Here is a 22,352-nt window from a genome sequence, read left to right as displayed (position 1 = left end):
GGTGTGGAGTCAATCTGCTACGGAATGTTGGCGCTAGCACTCGGTCTGCAGCGTGACTTCGAGTCGGTCACCCGCCGCGAGAGTCGTGTCTCCCTGCGCGGACCAGCGACCCACCCCGTCGACATGGATCGCCGTCAGCGTCAGGACGCCCTCTTCGACGGACACGCGGAGGCGCGCACCGTCGAGCGACACGGTCCCCCATCCGAATCCGTTCGTCCAGACGAGATCCGAGCGCTCGGATCGCGGAGCGAGGTGGATGGACTGCTCGACGGCATCCACTCGGAGCCCCTGCCAGGCAAGGAGGGTCCCCCAGCTCGCCATCGAGCGGACGTAATGTCTGCCGCATTCCATCTCGTCGAACGGATTGCGCCGTGTTCCGTCGAAGCGGGCCCGAACGTCCGACACGACACGCAATGCCTCCCCCGGCATCCCCGCCTGGACGAGGGCCGTCGCGGCCGCGTACTCGAAGCCCGGCATCGCCTCGGAGCAGTAGGGGAAGGGCGTCTTCGGTCGGTCGCCGCGCGGAAAGCTGCAGATGACCAGACTCGCCTCATCGGCGAGCGCGAAGCTGCGCATGTGGTTCAGCGTGCGATCCGCGCGATCGCGACGGTTGTTGCGGAAGACCGCGGCAGCGGCCGACCGGAAATGCTCGGGGTCGAACGGTCCTCGCAGACCTGCGAGCCGGGCCGCTGTATCTCCCACGAGCTGGTCGACGAGGCATCCTGCTCCGAGCTGGGAAACCGGGTCACGGCCGATCTCGTCCGTCTCCGTCCGGCGCCGCAGACCGAAGGCGACGGCATCGCCCTCGCGAAGGGGGCGCACGTCCTGCTGGTAGTAGTCGCCGTTGAAGGTGACGGACTCGGTGAGGCGGCGGCCGGATTCGTGCAGTTCGGCGCAGAGCGCCGCGAAACCATCGTCGCCGACCGCGGTCGCCATCACCGCACCGGCGGCGAGCGCGGCCAGATACCAGCCCTGCATCTGCGGACTCGGTCCGTAGAACTCGACGTCGTAGGTGTTGTGCTGCACACCTTCCATGAGTCCGTCGCGATCGGCGTCCCAACCCCCCTCGATCCAGCAGAACTCGATCGCGCGCCGCGCGGCCGGGTACAGGCACCGAAGCCACTCGTCGTCGCCGGAGAGACGCCAGTCGTGATAGAGCCGGACGACGGCGCCGGTCTGGCCGTCGGCCGCGGCATAGGGCCACTCCCGAGCGTGGGTCTCCAACGGCAGCCCGATGCGGAAGCTCATCTTCCCGGACTCGTCGGTGGCGTGCAGGAACTCGAGCTCCCGCATGCTCCGCGCGAGCTCGCCGAACAGATGGGAGGTGGCGTACTCGTAGTGCCAGACGTGCGTGCAGTTGCCGTGGCAGCTGCCGGTGTCCGCGGCGCACCCCTCCCAGCCATAGAAGTGGCCGTCGCCGGTGCGGAACACCGTCTGGGAGCGCAGGACCGAGGTCGCACTCAGAGCCGCCTCGAGAAGCTCGGTGGGCACATCCTGCCGACAGAAGGCCTCGACGAAAGAGCGCGTCCTCCGCTCGAGTCGCTCGAGGTCGGGAAGGGTCTTCCGGACGACGTCGAGCGCGTCGGCGAACTTCGTCGCATAGTGATTGTCGAGATGGGTGTCATCTTCGTAGGTCCAGCTGTCGCCGAACGCAAGCGGCACCCACTTCCACGCCCGCCGGCGCGGCAGGTGCCAGGACAGGAGGAACGTGACTTCGGCGCTCCCTCCCGCCTCGATGTCGACGGATGACGCGAGACTGCCGACCAGGGCCGTCGCATCGGGATGGTCGGTGAGCCGCCCATCGTGAAGATCGTCCCAGTACTCGAGCAGGTCGTCGCCGAAGTGCGGCTCGGGCCAGGCGGTGCGCCACGTGACATCCTCTCCCGCCCGCACCGAGAGCGCGAAGGTGCCGTCCTCCTCCGGCCGGCCCCCGGCAGCCTTGTACTGCAGAGATGTCAGGCCATCCGCGCGATGCAGGGTTACGCTCCGCGCGCTGCCCTCGCCACCGAGCGGATGCGCGATCGATGCACACACGGTCGCCTTCACCGGCGAAGCGCTCCGGTTCGTCAGGCGGTACCGCAGAACGGCGAGCGGAAGGGAGCTGGCCTGCACATCCCCGGGAACGAACGGGTTGAACGCCTCGAGCGACGCGTCGAACGCGAGGTCCTCGTCGCGGAGGTCCACGCGGGCGAAGGGATACGCGGCCGAGAACTCGGCCTCCCGAAAACGGGGCAATCCGTGGTTCTGCGCCATGGATCCATCCGGCCCGTCGAACGCGCTGTCGTCGATCGGCCCTTCCAGGGCGACCAGGCTCGTGGCGTCGGGCGTCTCCACGCGGGCGACGACGTGGGCGACCCGCGGGAACCTCCCGGATGCGGGTGCATCGCCGATCTCCCAGTCCGTCAGCCTGCCGTTCCCACCGAGACCGATCGTCCCGGTCCCGATTCCACCGAGCGGCATGACCACCCGACGCAGGGCGGCGCCCGAGTACCGTCGTTGCGCCGGCCAGCCGCGCGGGTTCGCTCCGCTCCCGTCGCCGGGAACCTCGGCAGCTCTCCGCTCCCTCATCCCTCGACCTCCGCGACGGGATCGACGAACACACCGCTCACGACCGCGTTGTTTCCCGCGATGGGCTCGAACGTCACCGTCACGGTGCCCGAGACCGCCCAGGAGTACCACGCCCCGGAGGAGAACCCCGACGCCTCGACGGTGTCGAGCACTCTTCCTGCGGTGTCCCGAATCGTGATGCGCTCCTTTCTGGCGTCGTCGCTGTCCCAGTCGAGCAGATAGAAGGAGAACCGGTGCGGCTCGGCCGTCGGCGCGGACACGGTGAACGTCGGTGACTTCACATGCCAGGCGGAGGCGATCCTCCCGGGCCGGTCCCCCGCAGCGAGTGCTCGTACGTCGTCGGTCTGCTGCGTCCACACGTACGCGGGACCGGCTGCGGCGACGTCGAGGCTCACACCGTTTCCGGGGGCGACTCCGCCGCCACCGGCGATCTGCCATCCCGCCGAGCCGTACACTCCGGACCAGTCCCCTGCGGACTCGAGATCCACGCGTCGATCCGACGCCGATGCTCGATCGGCAGGTTCCGCGCAGCGTAGCTTCGCGTCGCCCCAGCTCGCATGGTCGTCGCCGATGCCGTCTCCGGCGTCGCCCACGCGGAGTTCGAGGCGGTGCACCCCGGTCACGTCGACATCGATGACCTCGTTGTCGCTGTCCGCCCTCATCGTCGGACTCTCGTAGAGCACCTCTCCGTCGCCGACGACTGAGAAGACGACGGATCCCTTGGTCTTCTGGGCGTCATCGAGGCCCACCGTGGCGTGGAAGGCCTGGCAGGTTCCGTCGAGCGCCACGCTCACCGCCGACGGCCCGTCGGTCAGCGGCGCCATGCCGATCCCCTTGTCGAAGGGCTCACCATCGAGGACGATCCTGTCGCCGTCGCCCCACAGCCGCTCTCCGAGGGATCGATCGCGCTCGACCGGTCCCCATCCGGAGGTCGCCGAGGTCCATTCGTTGTCGCTCACGAAGGACTCGCCCGCCGGGGGTGCCGTGAACAGCGGGACCACGGTCAGGGCGAAGACACGCATCCCGTTGTCGGGCAGCGTCACCGAGACGACCGTCTTGCCCTGCTCGGCAGGAGCGGTGACGTAGTACACCTGGTAGCCCACTCCCTGATTCTGCGGACCGTTCGCGCCGTTGTTGTAGGTCGAGCTCGCCACCGGCCGGGCGGCGAACTGTCCGGGAGCGGTGCAGCACCAGTTGGGTGCCGCGACCTGGGATGTCGAGGTCGAGCCATCGTGGTACGTGATCGTCACCGTCCCGCGCTTCCCGTTGCCGCCGGCAGCGAGGAATCCGATCGCACCGCCGCTTCCGTCCAGCTCGACGGTCTGCCCGGAACTCGTTGCACTGTTGGGGACCCCGACTTCGGACGGCCACGTGAACGCCGCCTGATCGATCGTCACCGCTCCCCCGGGGACGAGCCCCGCGGCCTCGAGCGCCTGGCGCGAATAGCTGTTGCCGTTCCCGTCGAAGTCTCCTCCCGCCGGCGCCGAGTCATCGGTGATCGAGACCCGATCGTAGGCCTCCGCGATCGAGCCGTAGGCGACGCGCGGGTCGACGGGCTCGCTGGTCGCGCCTCCGCGCTTCCCGTCCTGCGTGAACTCCGCACGACCGATGAGCCAGACGGGTTCCGCCGGCAGCTCTGCGCGAGTGGTCACGGAGAACGTGGCCGACACGGACGCCCCCGGAGCGACCTCCGCGATCGGCTCGGCGTCGACCGCCTTCACTTCCAGTCCTGACGAGGCGGGGAGCGTGAGCGTGACGCCGCTGTGAGCGACCGAACTCTCGTTCGTGTAGGTGACGACCACGTCGGTCTTCTTGCCGGGCTCCAGCGAGGGGGAGTCCACCGAGACCGTCGCCAGCGACCGGCATTCAGCCTCGGACGCGCCATCGACGGGCCCCAGGTCGTCGATCACCAGATCGTCGATGACGGCCGATTGCATGCCCGCGGCGACCTGCTCGAGCGCGAGGTAGGCGTCTCCACAGGACCCGGCGACGAAGGTGCGCTCCCAGGGTGCGTCCGGTGCCGAGTCCTGAGGTGGCAGCGAGTCCGTCCAGCCATCGGGCTTCGGCCCGTCTGCCGGCGCGCTGTCGAGCGGTCGCGCGGTCGTCCGAGCGAGACGTCCGCTCGTGAGGGGGTCGGCGACTCCATCCGCTCCGACGCCGAAGGCGAAGGTGCCGGCGGCGTCGGACTGATACGCCAGCCGCACCCGGTAGGCGTGACCGCTCTCGAAGTCGATCGTGCCCGGCCAACTCCGATAGACCTGTCCGACCTTCCCGTTCGCCGCCTTCAGCGACCAGTCGCCGCTGATGGTGTCTCGGGTGTAGCCCTCGTGGCGTTCGGAGAGATGCACGGCGGCTTCGCTGGGCTGATCGAGGACGAACGGCCCCCACCCTTGGTCGACGTGCTCGAAGTCCTCGCTGTAGAAGGCCTCGCCGTCACTCGGATCGCCCCCGCCGTCGCGGACCACGCGCACATCCGCGAACTGGACGGCACCGGCGGCACCGGCTCCCGCGCTGAGCGCGATCGTCGCCGTCCGCTGTCCCTTCGGAACGGTGAAATGAACGCGGACGCGTTGGAACGGCTTCCCGAAGAGCTGATGGTCCATGTCGTCCTGCAGCGGTGGCGTCGCCGTGATCGTCCGGGTTCGCGACCGCTCGCCCTTGACGTCGACGGAGAGCGTCGCCGGCCGACCGTCCGACGTCGACACCCACGCCGACGCGGCGTAGGTGCCGGGCTTCAGACCGTCGAGCCGCTGCGAGACCGTCCCATCCGCCGCACCGGCGACGTTGAGCACGGGCCAGCCGTTGTCGTCGGTGACGACCTCGATGCCGGAGACGTCGCCGCTGCTCGAGGTCCGGGTCCATTCGTCAAAAGTGCGCGAGGCGAAGCTTCCGTCGGCGACCAGCGCGCCCTTTCCGAACGAAACGTCGCCGACTGCCGCGGGCTTGGCCGGGTAGAGCACGTAAGGGACGTTCGGATCGAGGTCCAGCCGTACGGCCCCCTTCTTCGCATCGACGGAGCCCTCCGCGACACGACCGGTGTCGGTGAGCCGGTAGATGTTGTACCGTCCGGACTGCCGCATGTCTTCGGGCACCTGCCATTCGCGTGGCTCGCCGGATGCGCTCCACGCATAGATCCGATCGGGATCCGGCATGCCGCGGCCGCTCTTCACATCGTCCTGCCAGGGGAGGAAGTACTCGTCGCCATCGGCGACCAGCCGACCGTCTTTGCTGATCTGCCGCCGCCCATCGACCTCAGCCGAAACGACATCGTCTTCCAGACCCACCCGGCCTTCGGCCATCGTCACGACGTCGAAGTGCTGGAGGTACTTCGTCGGAAGGTTGACGGTGAACGTCTTCGCCACCCAGGCATCGACGTCACGTTCGCCGTGCCAACCGCCGATCCCGAGGTTGCTCGCACCGCCCAGAAGCGGCTGAGCCGACTTGGGCCAGACATCGGCGTAGGAGTTGTACAGGAATCTCATCATGTCGGACTCGATCCCCACCGCGTCGTACTCGCCGGACTGGTGATAGAAGGTGACGTACGGCCACAGCCACGACGGGAACTCCGATTGCAGCGGCAGACCGGCGTCGTTGACCGGTTTCGCCGAGGCCCAGGCTTCCCAGTCCTCGCCGAAGAACACGTCCGAGTACACGAATCCGAGTTCGGGAAGGTCGTGCTTGAGCGCCGCGATCCGTGTCGCGTAGTCACCGCTGGCGAGGTCCTTCTCCCGGTCCAGGTAGAAGTGCGCATCCCCGTAGAAGTAGCTCGGCTCGGTGGATGACAGGCGGTCCCACCGGAAGATGTCCGACTCGGGCATCGCCACTCCGCTGTTGATGTGCACGCCGAACTCGGCGTTGAACTTCGAGGCGGATTTCGTGGCGGTCTTCAGGTCGGCGAGACCACCGGCACGCTCGTTGTAGTGATCGGCGAAATCGCCGTGGGCGGAATCATGGCCCTCGGACTCGTACCCCTTGAGCTGCACGGACTGCCCCAGCCCATCGGTGTAGAGGTAGCCCTTCTTCACGTCGTCGAGCGCTTTGATGAAGGGCTGCTGGACTCCGCTCATGAAGTTCATCGAGATGTACTGCACGACCTTGTCGGCGACCTCGTCTCCGCCGAACGGTGTGGGCATGATCTGGCGGTAGCCCGCGGCAGCATCCTGCCAATCGACGACCCCGTCGCCGTTGCGTTCGGCGCTCACCGCCACGTCGATGCGGGGCAGCTCCACCACGCCGCCGTCAGGGCCACGATAGGTCCAGGTGCTGCTCCAGACCGATGACCGCTTGACGCCGTCGCTCTCCGTGGTCTGGTAGCGCAGCGGACCGTACGTCGTGACCGCGTTGGTCGCCACGCCCGCGGCGAGGCCGGAGTTCGAGACGAAGGCGACGTTCGCCGGCTGCGGCTCGGCGTCGACGGGATCCGAGGCGACCGGCTGGTACTGATCCTGGTTGCCCTTGTTGTCGTAGTACGTCTTGCGCAGCAGCATCGTCGAAAGCTGGGCCTGCGCGTCGTCGCCTCGCACCGAGACGATGCCCTGGTCGGGGAGGGCGAGGGTCTCGACCCGGAGCTCGCCGTCCTCGCGGATCTCGGTCACCCGGAAGGAGGTGACCTCCTTCTTCACCTCGATCACGGCGGAGATGCGCACGTCGATCTCCGGGACGCTCATCACATACTCGACCTTCGACTTCGCGGCCTCCGCCGCAACCGTCGGCGTGTAGGCCTTGCCGTTGATCTCGAGGTCATGAGCGGACCCGTCGGCTCCGCCGAGTGTGGCACCCGTGTCTCGCCAGGTGTATCCCACGACGCGTGGGAACTCCGCGTCGACGTCCACCACGAGTGCGGAGGAGCGCAGGGCGAAGGTGCCGTCGGGGGACTTCTCACCGTCTGCGACGGCAGGCGTCGCGACGAAGAGTTGTGTCGCCAGCAGCACGGCGAGGGAGGCACCGAGGGCCCTGCGTGGGAGCGGCGGCACCGCCGGTGCGGGCGTATGAACGGAACGCGGGAACGGAAGTGGGAGTCTCATGCGCGATCGATCTCTTTCAGCGTTGAAGGCAACGAGGGCACAGCACGGGGGTGCGGTGCTGGAAGCCTATGAACGCAGATCATCGTGCGCATTGGACTTTCGAGGCTGCGACCCGGACTCTTCTGGGCCCATCCTGCGCGGAGCCCTCGAGGTGCGCGAGTGAGCACATCGGCCATGACGAGGCAGCACCGCCGCAGGCCACGTCGAGTGCACGGCTTGCTCGCGAGTGCACGGGGTGTGTGCGAGAACAGGTCGTGCACTCGGCAGCAAGCCGTACGTTCGGCAACGCAGATGAGAGCGCGGGCGGGGACGCGGGCGGGAGCGCGGGCGCGTGACTCAGGAGCCGACGAACTCCTCGGTCTCGCCGAAGGAGGGCTCCTCGCGGATCTCGACCGTCGCACCGAGACCGTCGGTGTCGAGCACCACGATCTCGTTCCGCCCGGCTCTCCACAGGGGCGCTGGCGCGTAGAGCGTCTCCTGCGGGCCCACCTTCCAGTACCGGCCGAGGAGGAATCCGTTGAGCCAGACCATCCCCTTCGACCCCCCGGGGAAGGCGAGCCAGGCATCGAGCGGCTCGGAGATGTCGAAGGATGCTGCGGCCACGCCGTCGGAGACCTCGGTTCCCGCAACCGTGGCGAAGCCGCCCCGCACTCCGGCATCCATCCACGCGGCGGAGTCCGGAGCGTCCTGCGGGACGAGGCGATGCGTCCATCCGTTCACCAGACGACGGCCGATCATCACGCCGCGCATGATGCCCTTGCCCTCGCCCGTGTACGGGCCGTAGTTGATGCGGCCGAGGCTCTCGACGACGATCACGAGTCGGCCGGCCCCGCCGGCGGCGGGCAGCGCGAGAGACGTCTCACCGTCGCGCTCCAGCACCCCGAGCCGACGACCGTCGAGGAACACCACCGCCCGGTCGTGCAGTCCGTCGATCATGAGCGTCGCATCGGCCGGGTACGACACCTCGGCCTCATAGGCGACGAGGCCGTCTTCGGCACCCAGCTGTTCGAACGTGAGCGGGCGCGGGGTGACGTCGCCGGTCACGGGCAGGCTCGCCACGAGGTCGAGCGCGGACCCCCGTGGATGCAGCGCGGCCGACGACGCGGCCTGCCTCCGCGGGGCTGCGGGAACAGGCGGGAGTTCGCGCGAATGGAACGGCGCGAATATCGCCCGGAGCGCGTGGAACTTCTCGTTGAGCGTTCCGTCTTCGCCGATCGGCGCATCCGAGTCGTAGCTCGTCACGGTCGGCTGCAGCACCCGGTCGTGGTTGGCGCCGTTCCAGAGGCCGAAGTTCGTGCCGCCGTGCGCCATGTAGAGGCTGACGGATCCACCGGCGGCGAGCAGCTCCTCGATCGTGCCCCCGGTGCTGGCGGCGGAGCGCACGTGGTGCCGCTCACCCCAGTGGTCGAACCAGCCGCCCCACAGCTCGCTGCACATGAGCGCATCGCCCTCGCGTCGCAGCTCCACGGCCCTCGCGACGCCCGTGCCGAAGGTGAAGGTGGCCATGGCCCCCGGCACACTGCCGTGCTCGATCATGTCGCCGGTGAGGCCATCGGCCGTCGTGAGCATCTCGATCATCCCCCGACGGCGCAGCCCGTCACGCAGGTGGGCGAGGTAGCCCGCATCGCTGCCGAAGGAGCCGTACTCGTTCTCGACCTGGATGGCCACGATCGGTCCGCCCTGCGAGGCCTGGAGCGGGACGAGCCGCGGGATGAGCTCGTCGTACCAGGCGTCGACCGCTGCAAGGAACTCGGGGTCGCTGGTGCGCAGCGCCGCGACGCGCCCCGACACCCAGAACGGGATCCCGCCGTTGGACCACTCCGCGCAGATGTACGGGCTGGGCCGCAGGAACACGTCCAGGCCCACCTCGCCCGCGAGCCGGATGAAGCCTTCGATGTCGCGCCAGCCGTCGAAGCGGATGTCGCCCTCGACACGCTCGTGGAAGTTCCAGGCGACGTAGGTGTCGACCGTGTTCGCGCCCATCGCAGCGAGGCGGCGGAGTCGGTCTTCCCACTGGTCCGGGTGCACGCGGAAGTAGTGGATCGAACCGGCGAGGATCCGATGGGGCATGCCCTCACGGAGAATCTCCCCGTCCCGCCAGGTCAGGGTGGGCTCGTCGATCCGCAGCGCGGCTTCCGGGGTGTCGACGGCAGCGGAAGAGCCGCCGAGAGCCGAGGCGAGGGGGTCAGGCATAGCGCTCCAAGCACGAGTGTTTGCGTTCACATTATCGCATCGGTACAACTCGCAATTCCTGGTTTTCCGCCGATTGATCGCTACCATTGGTCACATGTCACCACGCCGCCCGAAAGACGACCGCGCGCCCAGCCAGGTCGATGTCGCCCGACTGGCCGGCGTCTCGACGCAGACCGTCTCGCGCGTCATGTCCGGGCAGGACACCGTGCGCCCCGAGACCGCCCGGCGGGTGATGGCCGCTGTCGAAGAGCTCGGGTATCGCGTGCATGCCGCCGCCGCCTCCCTCGCCTCAGGCCGCACGCGCGTGCTGGGCGTGATCGTGGTCTCGACCGACCGCTACTCGTCCGCAGCCCTCGGCGTCGGCATCCAGCAGGCGGCCGCGGCGAACGGGTACACGGTGACCACGGCGGCGGTCGCCGATCATGCTTCCGCCGAATCGTTCCTGGAGGCCTTCGATCGGCTCGAGCGTCAGGGCGCCGAAGGCATCATCCTCGGCGTGCCGGTCGAACTCGACAGCCCCGCGATGCGGGCCCGCACCGAGCGCACCCCGGCCACCCGCAGCGAGCGCACCTCCCTCGACGAGGATGCGCCGCTCGCCGTGGACCAGCGCGCGATCGCCCGTCTCGCCGTGGAGCACCTCCTCGACCTCGGCCACTCGACCGTCTGGCACGTGTCGGGCGACGACTACTGGACCGAGACGCAGCAGCGCAGCGAAGCGTGGGAGCAGACGCTGCGCGACCACGGCATCGCGCCGCCGCCCGTCATCCCCGCCGACTGGACCCCCGAGTCCGGCTACCGCGCCGGCCGCACGATCGCGGCCATCCCCGAGGTCACCGCCGTGTTCGTGAGCAGCGACGAGATGGCATTCGGTCTGATCCGCGCACTGCACGAAGCCGGCCGCAGCGTGCCCGACGATGTCTCGGTGGTGAGCGTCGACGACATTGCCCTCGCCGCCTACGCCTCCCCCGCGCTCACGACCGTCCGCCAGCCCTTCGAGGCGATGGGGCGTGCAGCCGCTCTCCGGGTCATCGCCCAGATCGAGGGGCACGAGGCGGTCGGCGAGGTGCCGTCCACCGACCCGCAGCTCATCGTGCGCTCGTCCACCGCACCGCCCCGCTCGGCACCGTAGTCCTCCCCCGGTTCTTCGCCACACATGCTCTCCGACGCTCGAGCCCGATACTCAACGGCACGAGACTCAGCGGGAACATGATCGCCGGGAACCCGAAGACGCTCACCAGAAGACCCCTTGGAACACGAAGCACCAAGGGGTCTTCTTGAATCCCAAGGGACTCAGAGTGTGGTGGCAGCGACGATCGCGATTGTCGCCACGACTCCCGTCACGAGAATCAGCACGACTCCGATGGCTACCATCCACCAACTCTCGCGCCCCCTGTACCAGCTCCAGAGGATCGCCACGATCGATGCGATGAAGGTGGCGACACTCACCAAGATCTGCGCGTGCCACGCTCCTTCCGCAACCGCAAATTGCATGAAGGGCCGCAGCCTGCGATGCGAAACGTCTGCATGAACACCCAGTAGCCCACGCCCGCCGAGACAACGGCCTGCAACAGAAGAACAGCGACGCCGCGCGCAGGGCATTCGGGCTCCGATAGCTGGTGTCCGCTATGGCGGACGCCTCAGGGGCTGGGCTCACCGCCATCGCGCGCGTGCCCACGCGGGGATCTCCCCCGCGAGGACCAGAGCTTCTGGCGCAACCGGGGGAACACGAGGGTGACGGCAACGAGGACCGACACCGCGACGTACATCAGGAAGACCGGATTCTGAGGGGACAGGTACTGGTACATCACGAAGTTCAGTACCGCGCTCACCACTGCCAGCGCGACAACGACCCACCGGATCATCCGCGACTGATTCCCTCATCGCCATTCTCTCGTCCCCCTCTGCCGACGCGCCCTGAGTGTCGCGCCGGTAGTACCGTGAACTGCCCACCGCTAGTAACATGTTACATTTATCGTGACGCGGGTTTCGTTCACAAATGGAGGTAACGATGCTTTCTCGAAAGAACCTTGGTATCTGGTCGGCTGCGGCAGCTGCTCTACTGGGGCTGCTCGGGGCTGCTATGCCCGCGCAGGCGGACGAGCTGCCAGAGGACTCGTTCGCCGATTTCACGGAGTCCTTGGGCGTCTCGGCCGCCACGGCGCAGGCCCTCGAAGCAAAGTTTGACTCTCTAGACGATGTTGACCAGCACGCGCTTCTTTTCTCACTAGCGACTGAGCCAGGCTCAGTCTTCGATCTGCGTGCGGAAGCTGAGGCCATCACCGCGGTTCCTGGGACCCCTGCCGTCAAGGGCGACGCGCTGACGGCTACGACGACGAGGGGCTACATGGCCAAAGACTCTCAGACCGCCTACATGCTCGGGATTCCGGTCCAGACGTTTACCAATGAGTTCAAGTACGAAGCGACGTCGACGGGCGTGACGCGGGTTCTGAGTTGCGATGGGTGGCATTCTGGGGTCGGTGTCTCCGACTCGGTCAATCGCTCCAGTTACATCAGCAGCGGTCGGGGAACGTGCAGCGTGATCCATCACGTGAGCTTGGTCGTCAAGGGCTCACCGATCTCCTTCAACAAGCAGCACCTCATCACGACCAACGGCGGCAAGCCCTCGGCTTACGTCGCGACCATTCGAACGGTATGAGAGTCGAGCGCACGATATCTACTCAACGTGGACAAGGCTCCTCCCGATGGTGGATCCTCGCCCTCGCCGTGTGCGGAGGCGTTCTCGCGCTGTTCACCCCGTGGGCATTTCTCGTGGAAGCCGCTCTGCTCGCCTTCGTGATCTTCCGGTTGACGCGACGGCCGCGCCGCACGGAAGCGATCGTCCTCATCGTGTCCATGGCTATCCTCACGGTCGTGCTCGTGGCACTCCTCGCGGCAGGCATCGCAGTCGTCGACTTTGTGGGAACGTCCGACGGAAACTCCATCCCGCTCCCCTGAGCTTCGGCGGTGTGTGAGTCACCCTCACCAGCGTCCGTGCCGGCGCTCCCACTCGTCTTCGACCGTGCGGCGACGCCCTGCGACGATGCCCGCGGGGATCGCGACGATCAGCACCCCCGCGATCACGACCAGCGGGATCTGCCAGCCATGGGTCGTCTCGTGGAGCAGCCCGACCAGCAGCGGGAAGGTCGCCGCGATCGCATAGCCGATGCTCTGCACGAAACCGCTCAGCGCCACAGCGCTCTCGGGGGTGCGAGCACGGATGCTCAGAAGCACGAGACTCAACGGAAACATGATGGCCGTGAGCCCGAAGATGCTCACCCACAGCGGCAGCGCGACGGTCGGGAACAGCAGGAGCCCGGCGAGCCCGACCAGACCGCCGATGACGGCAACGAAGAAGAGCGGGCGCGTGGCCTGGAAGCGGACGACGAGCACCGGCACCAGCAGCGAGCAGGGCAGACCGATCAGCGCGAACAGCGAGAGCAGGAAGCCCGCCGTCGCCGGGGTCACGCCGCCGATGTCGACCAGCATCGTCGGCATCCAGGCGAACGAGACGTAGGCCATGGTCGACGAGGTGCCGAAGACGACGGCGAGCGCCCACGCGAGAGGCAGCCGCCACAGGCGGGCGAAGTGCCCCCGTTTCGCCGGAGCGGTGGAGATCGGTCCGGTCGCGGCGGCCACGGCATCCTGCACGTCGTTCACGCCGTCGGCGGGGTCGGGAACCAGGAGCTCCGCCTTCATCGGGGCGTCCGCGCGCGAGCCGCCCTTCACCAGCAGAGCCACCCACGGCACGAGCGCGATCCCGGCGACGATGCCCCACATACCGAGCGACACCCGCCAGCCGAGCGAGTCAGCCACCGGCACCGCCACCAGCGGGGGCAAGAACGTCGACACCGCCAACGTGGTCGAGTAGATCGTCATCACGATCCCGAGCCGATCCGGGAAGTACTTCTTCACCAGCGGAGGCAGCAGCACGTTGCCGGAGCCGACCCCCGCGAACACCACGACGGTCGCCGCGAGCAGGGTCGTCGAGTCCACCGCGAACCCGCGCAGCAGCATGCCCAGCGCCATCAGGGCGATCACGGCGACCGCCATCCGCTCCAGCCCGAATCGACGCTCGAACAGCGGGGTGAGCAGACCGAAGATCGCGAAGCACACCGGCGGCGCAGCGCCGATCAGCCCGACGATGACCGGCGAGACCGGGAAGTCCGCGGCGACATGGTCGATGACCGGCGACAGGGAGGCGACCGCGGAGCGCAGCGAGAACGCCACCAGGACGATCCCCACGAGTGCGAGAGCCCGACCCTGCCACAGCGGTCGGCCCTTCGACGAGCTCAGGGACCCGGACATCAAGAGGTCTGTGACCCCTCCACCCAGGCGAGGTACTCATCCGAGACCGTGCCGGTCACATACCGGCCGTCGAAGCAGCTCATGTCGAGATCGGTGAGGACCGAACCCTCGATGATCGCGGCCTTGAGGTCTTCGACCTCCTGGTACACGAGGTGATCGCAGCCGAGCTCGGCGGCGATCTCGGGGATCGTGCGCCCGTGGGCGATGAGCTCGTGACGCGACGGCATGTTGATGCCGTAGACGTGCGGATGCCGCACGGGAGGCGCCGCAGAGGCGAAGGTCACCGAGGCGGCGCCGGCGTCCCGCGCCATCTGGATGATCTCCTTCGAGGTCGTCCCGCGCACGATCGAGTCGTCGATCAGCAGCACGTTCTTGCCCTGGAACTCGGTCGACATGGCGTTGAGCTTCTGGCGCACGCTCTTCTTGCGCACCGCCTGCCCCGGCATGATGAAGGTGCGGCCGACATAGCGGTTCTTGTAGAAGCCCTCGCGGTACTCGATGCCGAGCTTGCGGGCGACCTCCATGGCCGCGGGGCGCGAGGAGTCGGGGATCGGCATGACGACGTCGATCTTGTCCATCGGCACGTGCTTGGCGATGGTGTCGGCGAGACGGTCGCCCATGCGCAGGCGCGACTCGTAGACGGAGATGCCGTTCATGACCGAGTCGGGGCGGGCGAGGTAGACGTACTCGAACGCGCAGGGCGCGAGCGTCGCGGCCGTGGCGCACTGCTTGGAGAACAGCTCGCCATCGTTGGTGATGAAGACGGCCTCACCGGGCTCGACCTCACGGACGACCTCGTAGTCGCCGTTCTCGAGCACGAGCGACTCGCTGGCGACGACCCACTCGTCCTTGCCCTCCGCACCGGGGACGGTCGACGGACGACGGCCCAGGATCAGCGGACGGATGCCGAAGGGATCGCGGAACGCGAGCAGACCGTAGCCGGCGATCACGGCGATCACGGCGTAGGCGCCCTCGATGCGCTCGTGCGTGCGGGCGACGGCCTCGAACACCCGCTCGGGGTCGAGGTCGACGGTCGACGTCGTGTTCTGCAGCTCACCGGCGAGCACGTTGAGCAGCAGCTCGGTGTCGCTCGACGAGTTGAGGTGACGGCGGTCGCGCTGGGCCATGTCGGCCGTGAGCTCACGCGTGTTGGTGAGGTTGCCGTTGTGGATGAGGATGATGCCGTACGGCGCGTTCACGTAGAACGGCTGCATCTCCTCTTCGTTCGAGGCCGTGCCCTTGGTCGCGTAGCGCACGTGACCGAGGCCGACGTTGCCGAGCAGCGCGCGCATGTCACGGGTGCGGAACGCCTCGCGGACCATGCCCTGCGCCTTGGCGTTGTGCATCACGCCGTTCGCCTCGGCGGTGGCGATGCCCGTCGCATCCTGGCCGCGGTGCTGCAGCAGCAGGAGTGCGTCGTAGATGTCCTGATTGACCGGGGCAGAGCCCACCATTCCGACGATGCCGCACATGGGCTCTTACTTCGCTCCGTCCGCGTAGGCGCCGACCAGGCGCACTGCTCCACCGTCGACGCCCTTGGCGCCCTGTTCGAATTCGCCGGCCGGGCGCGGGCCGAAGCCGACGGTCCCGACCTGCCACGAGGGCATGCCCTCGGCGTTCAGCGCCGCGATCGCGGCATCCTTCTTGTCTGCGGCCACCACGGCGAGGAAGCCGATGCCGAGGTTCCAGGTGCCCTCCGCGGACTCCAGCGTGGAGCCGGCGATGTCGCTGAGCACGCGGAAGACGGGGCTCGGCGACCAGCTGCTGCGGTCGACCTCAGCCCAGCTGCCCTGCGGGAGCACGCGCGCGAGGTTCGCCGCGATGCCGCCCCCGGTGACGTGGCTGAGCGCGTGGACGCCGCCGCCGAGCTGCTCGATGAGACGCAGCAGCGGAAGGGTGTAGAGGCGGGTCGGCTCGAGGAGTGCCTCGCCCCAGGTGGTGCCGAAGTCGGCGGCGTTGTCGCCGTAGCCGATGCCGGCGCGGGTCACGATGTGGCGGACGAGCGAGTAGCCGTTGGAGTGCAGTCCGCTGGAGGCCACCGCGATCACGGCATCGCCGTCGCGCACGCGATCCGCGCCGAGGATGGCATCCGCCTCGACCACTCCGGTAGCTGCGCCCGCGACGTCGTAGTCGCGCGGGCCGAGGAGTCCGGGGTGCTCCGCGGTCTCGCCGCCGACCAGAGCGGTGCCCGTGGCCGAGCACGCCTCGGCGATGCCGCGGACGATGTCGGCGATGCGCTCGGGAACAACCTTGCCGCACGCGATGTAGTCGGTCATGAAGAGGGGCTTCGCACCCACCACGACGATGTCGTCGACGACCATGCCGACCAGGTCCTGGCCGATCGTGTCGTGCTTGTCGATCGCCTGCGCGATCGCGACCTTGGTGCCGACGCCGTCGGTGCTGGTCGCGAGCAGCGGGCGACGAAAGTCTCGCAGCGCACTGGCATCGAACAGGCCGGCGAATCCGCCGACACCGCCGAGCACTTCGGGGCCGTGCGTCGCGCGCACGGAAGACTTCATCAGCTCGACGGCGAGATCACCTGCAGCGGTGTCGACGCCGGCTTCGGAATAGGGATTGGTGGGGGAGGCAGCCACCCCTCCAGCCTACCGCCCGCAGCCGGTCCGACTCTCCGCGAAGTCGCACCTCGGATCCGGACCCCCTCGCCGCCTACGATGGGGCCATGGCCGACAAGCCGCAGTGGCTCATCCGCGAAGACGCGAGCGTTCCGGTGCTCGTCGCGCTCGCGCTGCGTCAGCGACTCGGGATCCGCGCACCGGAGGACCTTCCCGCCCTTCGCGACCTCGCCGTGCGGGCGCCGGATGCCACGGATGCCTCCTCGGCCGTCGAACAGCAGTGGCGCAACTACTGGGACATGACAGTCGAGCCGCGCGCACACCCCTCAGATGTGCCGCTCGAACTCATCGACGGGTTCGAGACCCTGGTGGCTCTGCCCGCCTCCGGCGCGGAGGAGCTCGCCGCCGCGATCGCCCCGCAGGCGACATCCGCTCTCCTCTACGCGCACGCCGCGCACGATCGGTACGTGAGCTCGATGAAGAGCCATACCGGCGGCGACGCCTACCGCGCCTACGCCAGCGCGATCGCGGAGTTCGAGCGCGAGGTCGGCCGTCGCGCGCACTCGTTCGAGCTGAACGTGCAGGTGCTGCCGTTCTCGCAGCGCGGCATCTGGTGGATCGGAGACCTCACGGTCGCCGTGACCGACGGGCTGCGCCGCGACGTCGTGGCGTTCGACACCGCCATCCGCCCGGTGATCGCCGAGCTCGCGTAGCGCTCCTCGCCCGGGCGCCGAGGGGGCGCCGAGTGCACGGGTTGCTCACGAGTGCACGGGAAACACGCGCGCGAAAGCCGTGCGCTCGGCAACAAGCCGTGCACTCGGCACGAGAGCAGGTGCGGAGGGGGTCAGTCCTCGACGACGGTCTCGCGGTCGACCTGCACGACGCGGTCGTGACGGCGGGCGATGCGCTCCATGACGAGCCCCGCGACGCCGCCCAGGGCGATGCCGATCGGCACCGTCCACAGCAGCAGGAAGCCGAAGACCTGGCCCGGCGGGTAGACGATGTCGAGAGCCTGCGACTCGTCGAAGCTGCCGGTCCAGGTGAGGATGCCGGCGGCGATGATGCCGAGCACCACGCCGATGCCCATGAGCACGCCGTACCGCGGCACACGGCGCACGGTCGCTTCGACGGTCTGGTGGGTATCGGTGGGGGCCATACCTCCATTGTCCCACCGTCGGCCGATGCCGGGAACCCGGGGTGGCGTCCGAGGCGACGAGCACTTGTCGGGAGAAAGTACGGATGCCGGAGCCATCACGGCGAGTGCTCCCTGCATCCGTACTTTCTCCCGACATCCGTACCGGGTTCTCGACTCAGACCTCGGTCGTCGTCTCCGCGGTCTCGCCCTTGCGGTTGCGCCGGGCGATGAGCACACCGCCGGTCGCGGCGAGGGCCACGACCACAAGGCCGCCGACGATCCACGGCCACACCGGGGCGCCGTCTTCGTCTGCCGGCTCGGTCACCGCGGTGACGGCGGTGGTGGCTTCGGAGTCGACCTCGGCCTCCTCCTCCATCGCGACGCCGCACTCCGCGTCGACCGGGATGATCGCGGTCACCGGGTCGAGCGCCTCGCCCGCGGCATAGGTGCCGAACGCGGCAGCCCCCGCCTCGGTGAGTGTCGTCGGGATCGCGTCGAGCGAGAGCTTCCCGTCGACGACCGCGGCATCACCGAGGGCGAACTCCGCGAGGCGGACGGCCTTCTGGTCGACGCTCTGGCCGTCCTGCGTGGTGCCGCTCACGTCGAAGACGAGGTAGCCCTTGTCGCCGGCGAGCTCGAGCCGGGCGTTCCCCAGCGTCGTGTTCAGTGCGCCGTCGTGGCCGGTGAACGTGATGCTGCCGCCGTAGGTGATGACACCGGCGAGGGTCTCGTCATCGAACGAGCCGGTGCCGCTCTCCCAGACGTAGTCCGGGTAGCGGTACTCGACGTCGGTCAGCGTCCAGCCGCCCTTCGCGATGCCCTCGATGTAGGTGCGGAACGACTCCTTGTACCCCCACTGGAGCGTGGCGCCCTCGACCGTGCACGCGCCGATCACGGTCTTCGCGCGGGTGAGCGTGAACGACAGGCCGCGGTCGACCGAGCCCTGCAGGGTGAGCGTGTGCGCGCCGTCTTCGAGGCTGGCGGGCAGCGTGCCCGACCAGGTCGCGACGCCCGCAGCATCCGCGGTCACGGTGTCGAGGAGCACGGGGGTCGAGTACACGACGACCTTGATGCCCTCTTCGTTCGGCTGGAAACCGGATGCGGTGATGGTGGCCGGCTGCCCGGATTCGAGCGCGGCGAGGTTCTCCGCGTCGACGTCGATGCCGTCCGATGCCGGCGGGGCCGCGGGCAGGGTCGTCCTCGCCTTCGCGGCGGCCGCAGCCACGGTGCCCGTGTTCCCCGCGGGCGCCGCCGCGACGGAGCCGATCGTGAAGGTGACCGGGTTGAGGTCGGTCGAGTACCCCGCCAGCACCCGATCGCGACCGGCCGCCGTCAGCGACGCCGGCGCCGCGGTGTAGGTGACGGCACCGTTCGCCGAGATGCGCGCCGCCCGCGAGAGGTCGAGCGTCGCGAACGGCACCTGCGCACCTCCGCTGGTCACGGAAAGTGTCGCCGCTCCCGCCGAGGTGATGCGGATCTGCGGGTTCGACACGGTGACGTCGAGCACCCCGTGGTGGCCCGTGAAGCGCACCGATCCGCGGTAGACGACGCTGCCGAGCCCGGTCTTCACGTCGAAGTCGCCCCCGACGGTCTGACCGAACTGGAACTGGTTGCCCGAGCGCGTCGCACCGTCGGAGACCGCGATGGCCCCCTGGGCGATGCCACCGGTGACGTAGCGGGCGAAGTCCGAGGAGATCGCCCAGCGGAGCGATCCGCCGGGAACGCTCGCCGGCGGGGTCGTCGGCTTCGTCGGCGGCTTCGGGTCCGTGGGCTTCTCGCCGAACAGCGCGCGCCACTGAGCATCCGTGATCGTCACCGTCGAGCGCGCGTAGATCGTGTCGGCGGTGGGCATGGAGTGCTGCTTCCACACGATCACCTCGTACGACTTCGTGCGGTCGAGGTTCTTCGCCGCCGTCGTGAGATCGACCGTGAACGAGCCGAAGGTGATGTTCTGCACGTACTGCATCGCGAGGAAGCCGCCGGAGGCCGTGACATCCGCCTCCGTGCCCTTCTCGATCAGTGCGACGTATGCGCCCGGGATCGACCCGAGCTTCGAGGCCGCCGCCGCGACGGTCAGCCCGTCCTTCGCGGTCGCCGACTTCACGGTCGCGCCGAGAGCGGGGCCCTCCGGGAGGATCGCGTTCCACTGCTCGTCGCTGACCGGCACGGCCGCACGGGCGTAGATGGTGTCGGCGTTCGGCATCGTGTGCTGCTTCCACACGATCACCTCGTACGACTTCGCGCGGTCGAGCTCGTCGGCGGCAGCCGTGAGGTCGACGCTGAACGCGCCGCCGGTGATACCCCGCACGTACTGCATCGCGAGGAAGCCACCGCCGGCCGTCACCTCCGCCTCGGTGCCCTTCTCGATCACCGCGACATACGCGCCGGCAATGTCGCCGAGCTTCGAGGCCGCCGCCGTGACCGTCAGGCCGTCCTTCGCCGTCGCCGTCTTCACCGTGGCGGTGAGGCCCGCGGCGTTGCCGTAGTTCAGTGCCACGCTCTGCTCCTGCGCGGCGTTGGTGACTCCGCCCGCGCCGTAGGTGTACACGCCGTAGGAGCCGGGGGTGGCGGCGGTGTCCTTCAGCGTCAGCGTCGCCTGGAACGTGCCGTCGGCCGCGATGTCGACCCACTGCGCGCGGATCGCACCCTGGTACTGCGACGGCACCTGGTTCAGCACACCTTCGGCGAGCGCCCATGCCTGCGCCGCGACCGAGCGGGTCGCGGATGAGGCGCCGGTCGACGGCTTCCAGTCCGCGGCGAAGTTGCCGAACACCACGTACGTGCCCTGCGGCAGATCCTTCGGGATCGGAACGCCGCGGCCTCCGACGTTGGCCGCCGGGTCGTAGCCGGAGCCCTTCACGACGACCTTGTCGCCCGCCCTGAGGGCCGAGTTCCCGGCCGGCGTCGTGCCGTCGGCGAGGAAGACCTCGATGGACGGGGAGAACGTCGGGGCGACGAGCGCATCCCACTCGGCGTCACTGATCGCGACGGCGCCGCGAGCATAGATGGTCTCGGCGTTCGGCATCGTGTGCTGCTTCCACACGATCACCTCGTACGACTTCGTACGGTCGAGAGTGTCGGCGGCAGCGGTCAGGTCGACGCTGAACGCGCCACCCTCGATCCCGCGCACGTACTGCATCGCGAGGAACCCGCCGCCCGAGGTGACCGCCGACTCGGTGCCCGTCTCGATCAGTGCGGCGTACGCACCGGTGATCGTGCCCAGCTTCGAACCGGATGCAGTGACGGTCAGCCCGTCCTTCGCGGTCGCGGACTTCACGCTCGCGGAGGCGACGGCGGTCTCGGTGTAGTCGAGAGCGACGCTCTTCTCCTGCGCGGCGTTGGTGACTCCGCCCGCACCGTAGGTGTAGACGCCGTAGGCGCCGGGGGTCGCGGCGGTGTCCTTCAACGTCAGAGTCGCCTGGAACGTGCCATCACTTGCGATGTCGACCCACTGCGCGCGGATCGCACCCTGATACTGCGCGGGAACCTGGTTCAGCACACCCTCGGAGAGCGCCCAGACCTGCGCTCCGACTGAGCGGGTCGACGAGGCTGCACCGGCGGACGGCTGCCACGCCGAGGCGAAGTTGCCGAACACCACGTACGTGCCCTGCGGAAGATCCTTCGGGATCGGAACGCCGCGGCCTCCGACGTTGGCCGCGGGGTCGTAGCCGGAGCCCTTCACCACGATCTCGTCGCCGGCCTTGAGAGCCTTGCCCGTCGCGGAGGTCGTGCCGTCGGCCAGGAAGACCTCGATCGCCGGGGAGAACGGCGTCTCGCCCGGGTCGGTGCCGGGGTCGGTGCCCGGGTCAGTACCGGGGTCGGTGCCCGGGTCAGTACCGGGGTCGGTGCCCGGGTCAGTACCGGGGTCGGTGCCGGGATCGGTGCCCGGGTCAGTCCCGGGATCCGTGCCAGGGTCCGTGCCCGGGTCGGTTCCGGGGTCGGCGCCCGGGTCGGTGGGCACGGGGCCGAATACGGCGTCCCACTGCCCCGCGGAGATCGCGACGTCGCCGCGGCCGTAGATCGTCGTCTCGTTCGGGTTCGAGTGCTTCTGCCACACGAGCACCTCGTAGGACATGGTCCGATCGAGCGATCCGGCGGGCGCATCGAGCGTGAACGTGCTCGCCCCCGCCGCGACCGTGGGCATCACGAACGCCGCGTATCCGCCACTGCCGCTGAGGCCGGCCTCGGTGCCCTTCACGATGAGGGCCGCATAGGCGCCTTCGACCTCCGGCAGGCCGCTCACCTGCACCTGCGCGCTCACGCCGGAGGTGGTCGCAGAGGCGACCGTCGCTGTGACCGTGGCGCCGGCAGCATGCGCGGGCGGGACGATCACCGCACCGGCGGCGACGAGGAGGAAGGAGACGAAAGCGGCGAGCAGCACGCGTATGCGGGTGCTCCCTGAGGATGCTGTGGCTGTGGCGTTCACGGTTCTCCACGGCTCCGGGCACGCAGAAGAGCACGCGCGCCGGCGGTGCCGCAATGCAGTCGGGCGAAGGGTCGGATGTTGGTTAGGCTTGGCTAAGCAAGCCGCCGTTCCTGAGCGTAGAGGTGCGA

Annotated in this window: 14 protein-coding genes; 4 read left to right on the top strand and 10 right to left on the bottom strand. The window is 68.7% G+C overall.

Annotated elements, in window-relative coordinates; all coding sequences use genetic code 11:
- Positions 1–33: 33 nt before the first annotated feature.
- From ACWGO6_RS16570 to ACWGO6_RS16560, 3 genes are all read right to left on the bottom strand, one after another.
- Positions 34–2,568 carry a GH116 family glycosyl-hydrolase gene (locus tag ACWGO6_RS16570; protein WP_452327322.1) on the bottom strand — a complete coding sequence of 845 codons (2,535 nt, stop codon included), beginning with the start codon at positions 2,566–2,568 and terminating at the stop codon, positions 34–36.
- Positions 2,565–7,592, bottom strand: a complete 5,028-nt coding sequence (locus tag ACWGO6_RS16565) for an endo-alpha-N-acetylgalactosaminidase family protein (RefSeq protein WP_452327321.1) — start codon at positions 7,590–7,592, stop codon at positions 2,565–2,567. Before ACWGO6_RS16565 ends, ACWGO6_RS16570 begins: the two co-directional genes overlap by 4 nt.
- Before the next feature lie 336 nt (positions 7,593–7,928).
- A complete protein-coding gene (locus ACWGO6_RS16560) occupies positions 7,929–9,785 on the bottom strand; it encodes a glycoside hydrolase family 35 protein (protein ID WP_452327320.1) in 1,857 nt (618 codons plus the stop codon).
- Between the two features lie 94 nt (positions 9,786–9,879).
- Here ACWGO6_RS16560 and ACWGO6_RS16555 point away from each other — a divergent pair, with 94 nt between their 5' ends.
- Positions 9,880–10,914: a LacI family DNA-binding transcriptional regulator gene (locus ACWGO6_RS16555; RefSeq protein WP_136041108.1), complete on the top strand. Its 1,035-nt coding sequence runs from the start codon at positions 9,880–9,882 to the stop codon at positions 10,912–10,914.
- A gap of 161 nt (positions 10,915–11,075) precedes the next feature.
- Here the strand turns inward: ACWGO6_RS16555 and ACWGO6_RS16550 are convergent, their stop codons facing one another.
- Entirely contained in the window at positions 11,076–11,231 is a 156-nt protein-coding gene (locus ACWGO6_RS16550; RefSeq protein WP_168443193.1) for a hypothetical protein, read from the bottom strand.
- A gap of 191 nt (positions 11,232–11,422) precedes the next feature.
- Positions 11,423–11,647, bottom strand: a complete 225-nt coding sequence (locus ACWGO6_RS16545; protein ID WP_136041109.1) for a hypothetical protein — start codon at positions 11,645–11,647, stop codon at positions 11,423–11,425.
- Between the two features lie 146 nt (positions 11,648–11,793).
- Between ACWGO6_RS16545 and ACWGO6_RS16540 the strand changes: the two genes are divergently transcribed.
- Complete coding sequence (locus ACWGO6_RS16540) at positions 11,794–12,441, top strand: hypothetical protein (protein WP_452327319.1); 648 nt, start codon at positions 11,794–11,796, stop codon at positions 12,439–12,441.
- Positions 12,438–12,740 carry a hypothetical protein gene (locus ACWGO6_RS16535; RefSeq protein WP_136041111.1) on the top strand — a complete coding sequence of 101 codons (303 nt, stop codon included), beginning with the start codon at positions 12,438–12,440 and terminating at the stop codon, positions 12,738–12,740. Before ACWGO6_RS16540 ends, ACWGO6_RS16535 begins: the two co-directional genes overlap by 4 nt.
- A gap of 24 nt (positions 12,741–12,764) precedes the next feature.
- Here ACWGO6_RS16535 and ACWGO6_RS16530 read toward each other — a convergent pair whose 3' ends face one another.
- The 3 genes from ACWGO6_RS16530 to purM are packed head-to-tail and all read right to left on the bottom strand — an operon-like array spanning position 12,765 to position 16,684.
- The gene (locus ACWGO6_RS16530; RefSeq protein WP_452327318.1) at positions 12,765–14,090 is read right to left on the bottom strand and encodes an MFS transporter; all 1,326 of its coding nucleotides are present in this window, start codon (positions 14,088–14,090) and stop codon (positions 12,765–12,767) included.
- A complete protein-coding gene (purF, locus tag ACWGO6_RS16525) occupies positions 14,090–15,562 on the bottom strand; it encodes an amidophosphoribosyltransferase (RefSeq protein WP_452327317.1) in 1,473 nt (490 codons plus the stop codon). The genes ACWGO6_RS16530 and purF overlap by 1 nt, the downstream gene beginning before the upstream one ends.
- A gap of 6 nt (positions 15,563–15,568) precedes the next feature.
- Entirely contained in the window at positions 15,569–16,684 is a 1,116-nt protein-coding gene (purM, locus tag ACWGO6_RS16520; RefSeq protein WP_136041113.1) for a phosphoribosylformylglycinamidine cyclo-ligase, read from the bottom strand.
- Positions 16,685–16,770: 86 nt separating this feature from the next.
- On the opposite strand from purM, the gene ACWGO6_RS16515 reads away from it, so the two are divergent.
- A complete protein-coding gene (locus ACWGO6_RS16515; protein ID WP_136041114.1) occupies positions 16,771–17,376 on the top strand; it encodes a zinc-binding alcohol dehydrogenase in 606 nt (201 codons plus the stop codon).
- 131 nt (positions 17,377–17,507) lie between these two features.
- Here ACWGO6_RS16515 and ACWGO6_RS16510 read toward each other — a convergent pair whose 3' ends face one another.
- Both ACWGO6_RS16510 and ACWGO6_RS16505 read right to left on the bottom strand, forming a co-directional pair.
- Positions 17,508–17,819, bottom strand: a complete 312-nt coding sequence (locus ACWGO6_RS16510) for a potassium transporter Trk (protein WP_136041115.1) — start codon at positions 17,817–17,819, stop codon at positions 17,508–17,510.
- Between the two features lie 154 nt (positions 17,820–17,973).
- Positions 17,974–22,224 carry an HtaA domain-containing protein gene (locus ACWGO6_RS16505; RefSeq protein WP_452327316.1) on the bottom strand — a complete coding sequence of 1,417 codons (4,251 nt, stop codon included), beginning with the start codon at positions 22,222–22,224 and terminating at the stop codon, positions 17,974–17,976.
- Positions 22,225–22,352: the final 128 nt, after the last annotated feature.

The organism is Microbacterium sp. NPDC055665, assembly GCF_053618035.1.
This window is presented reverse-complemented; position numbering and strand designations above follow the sequence as displayed.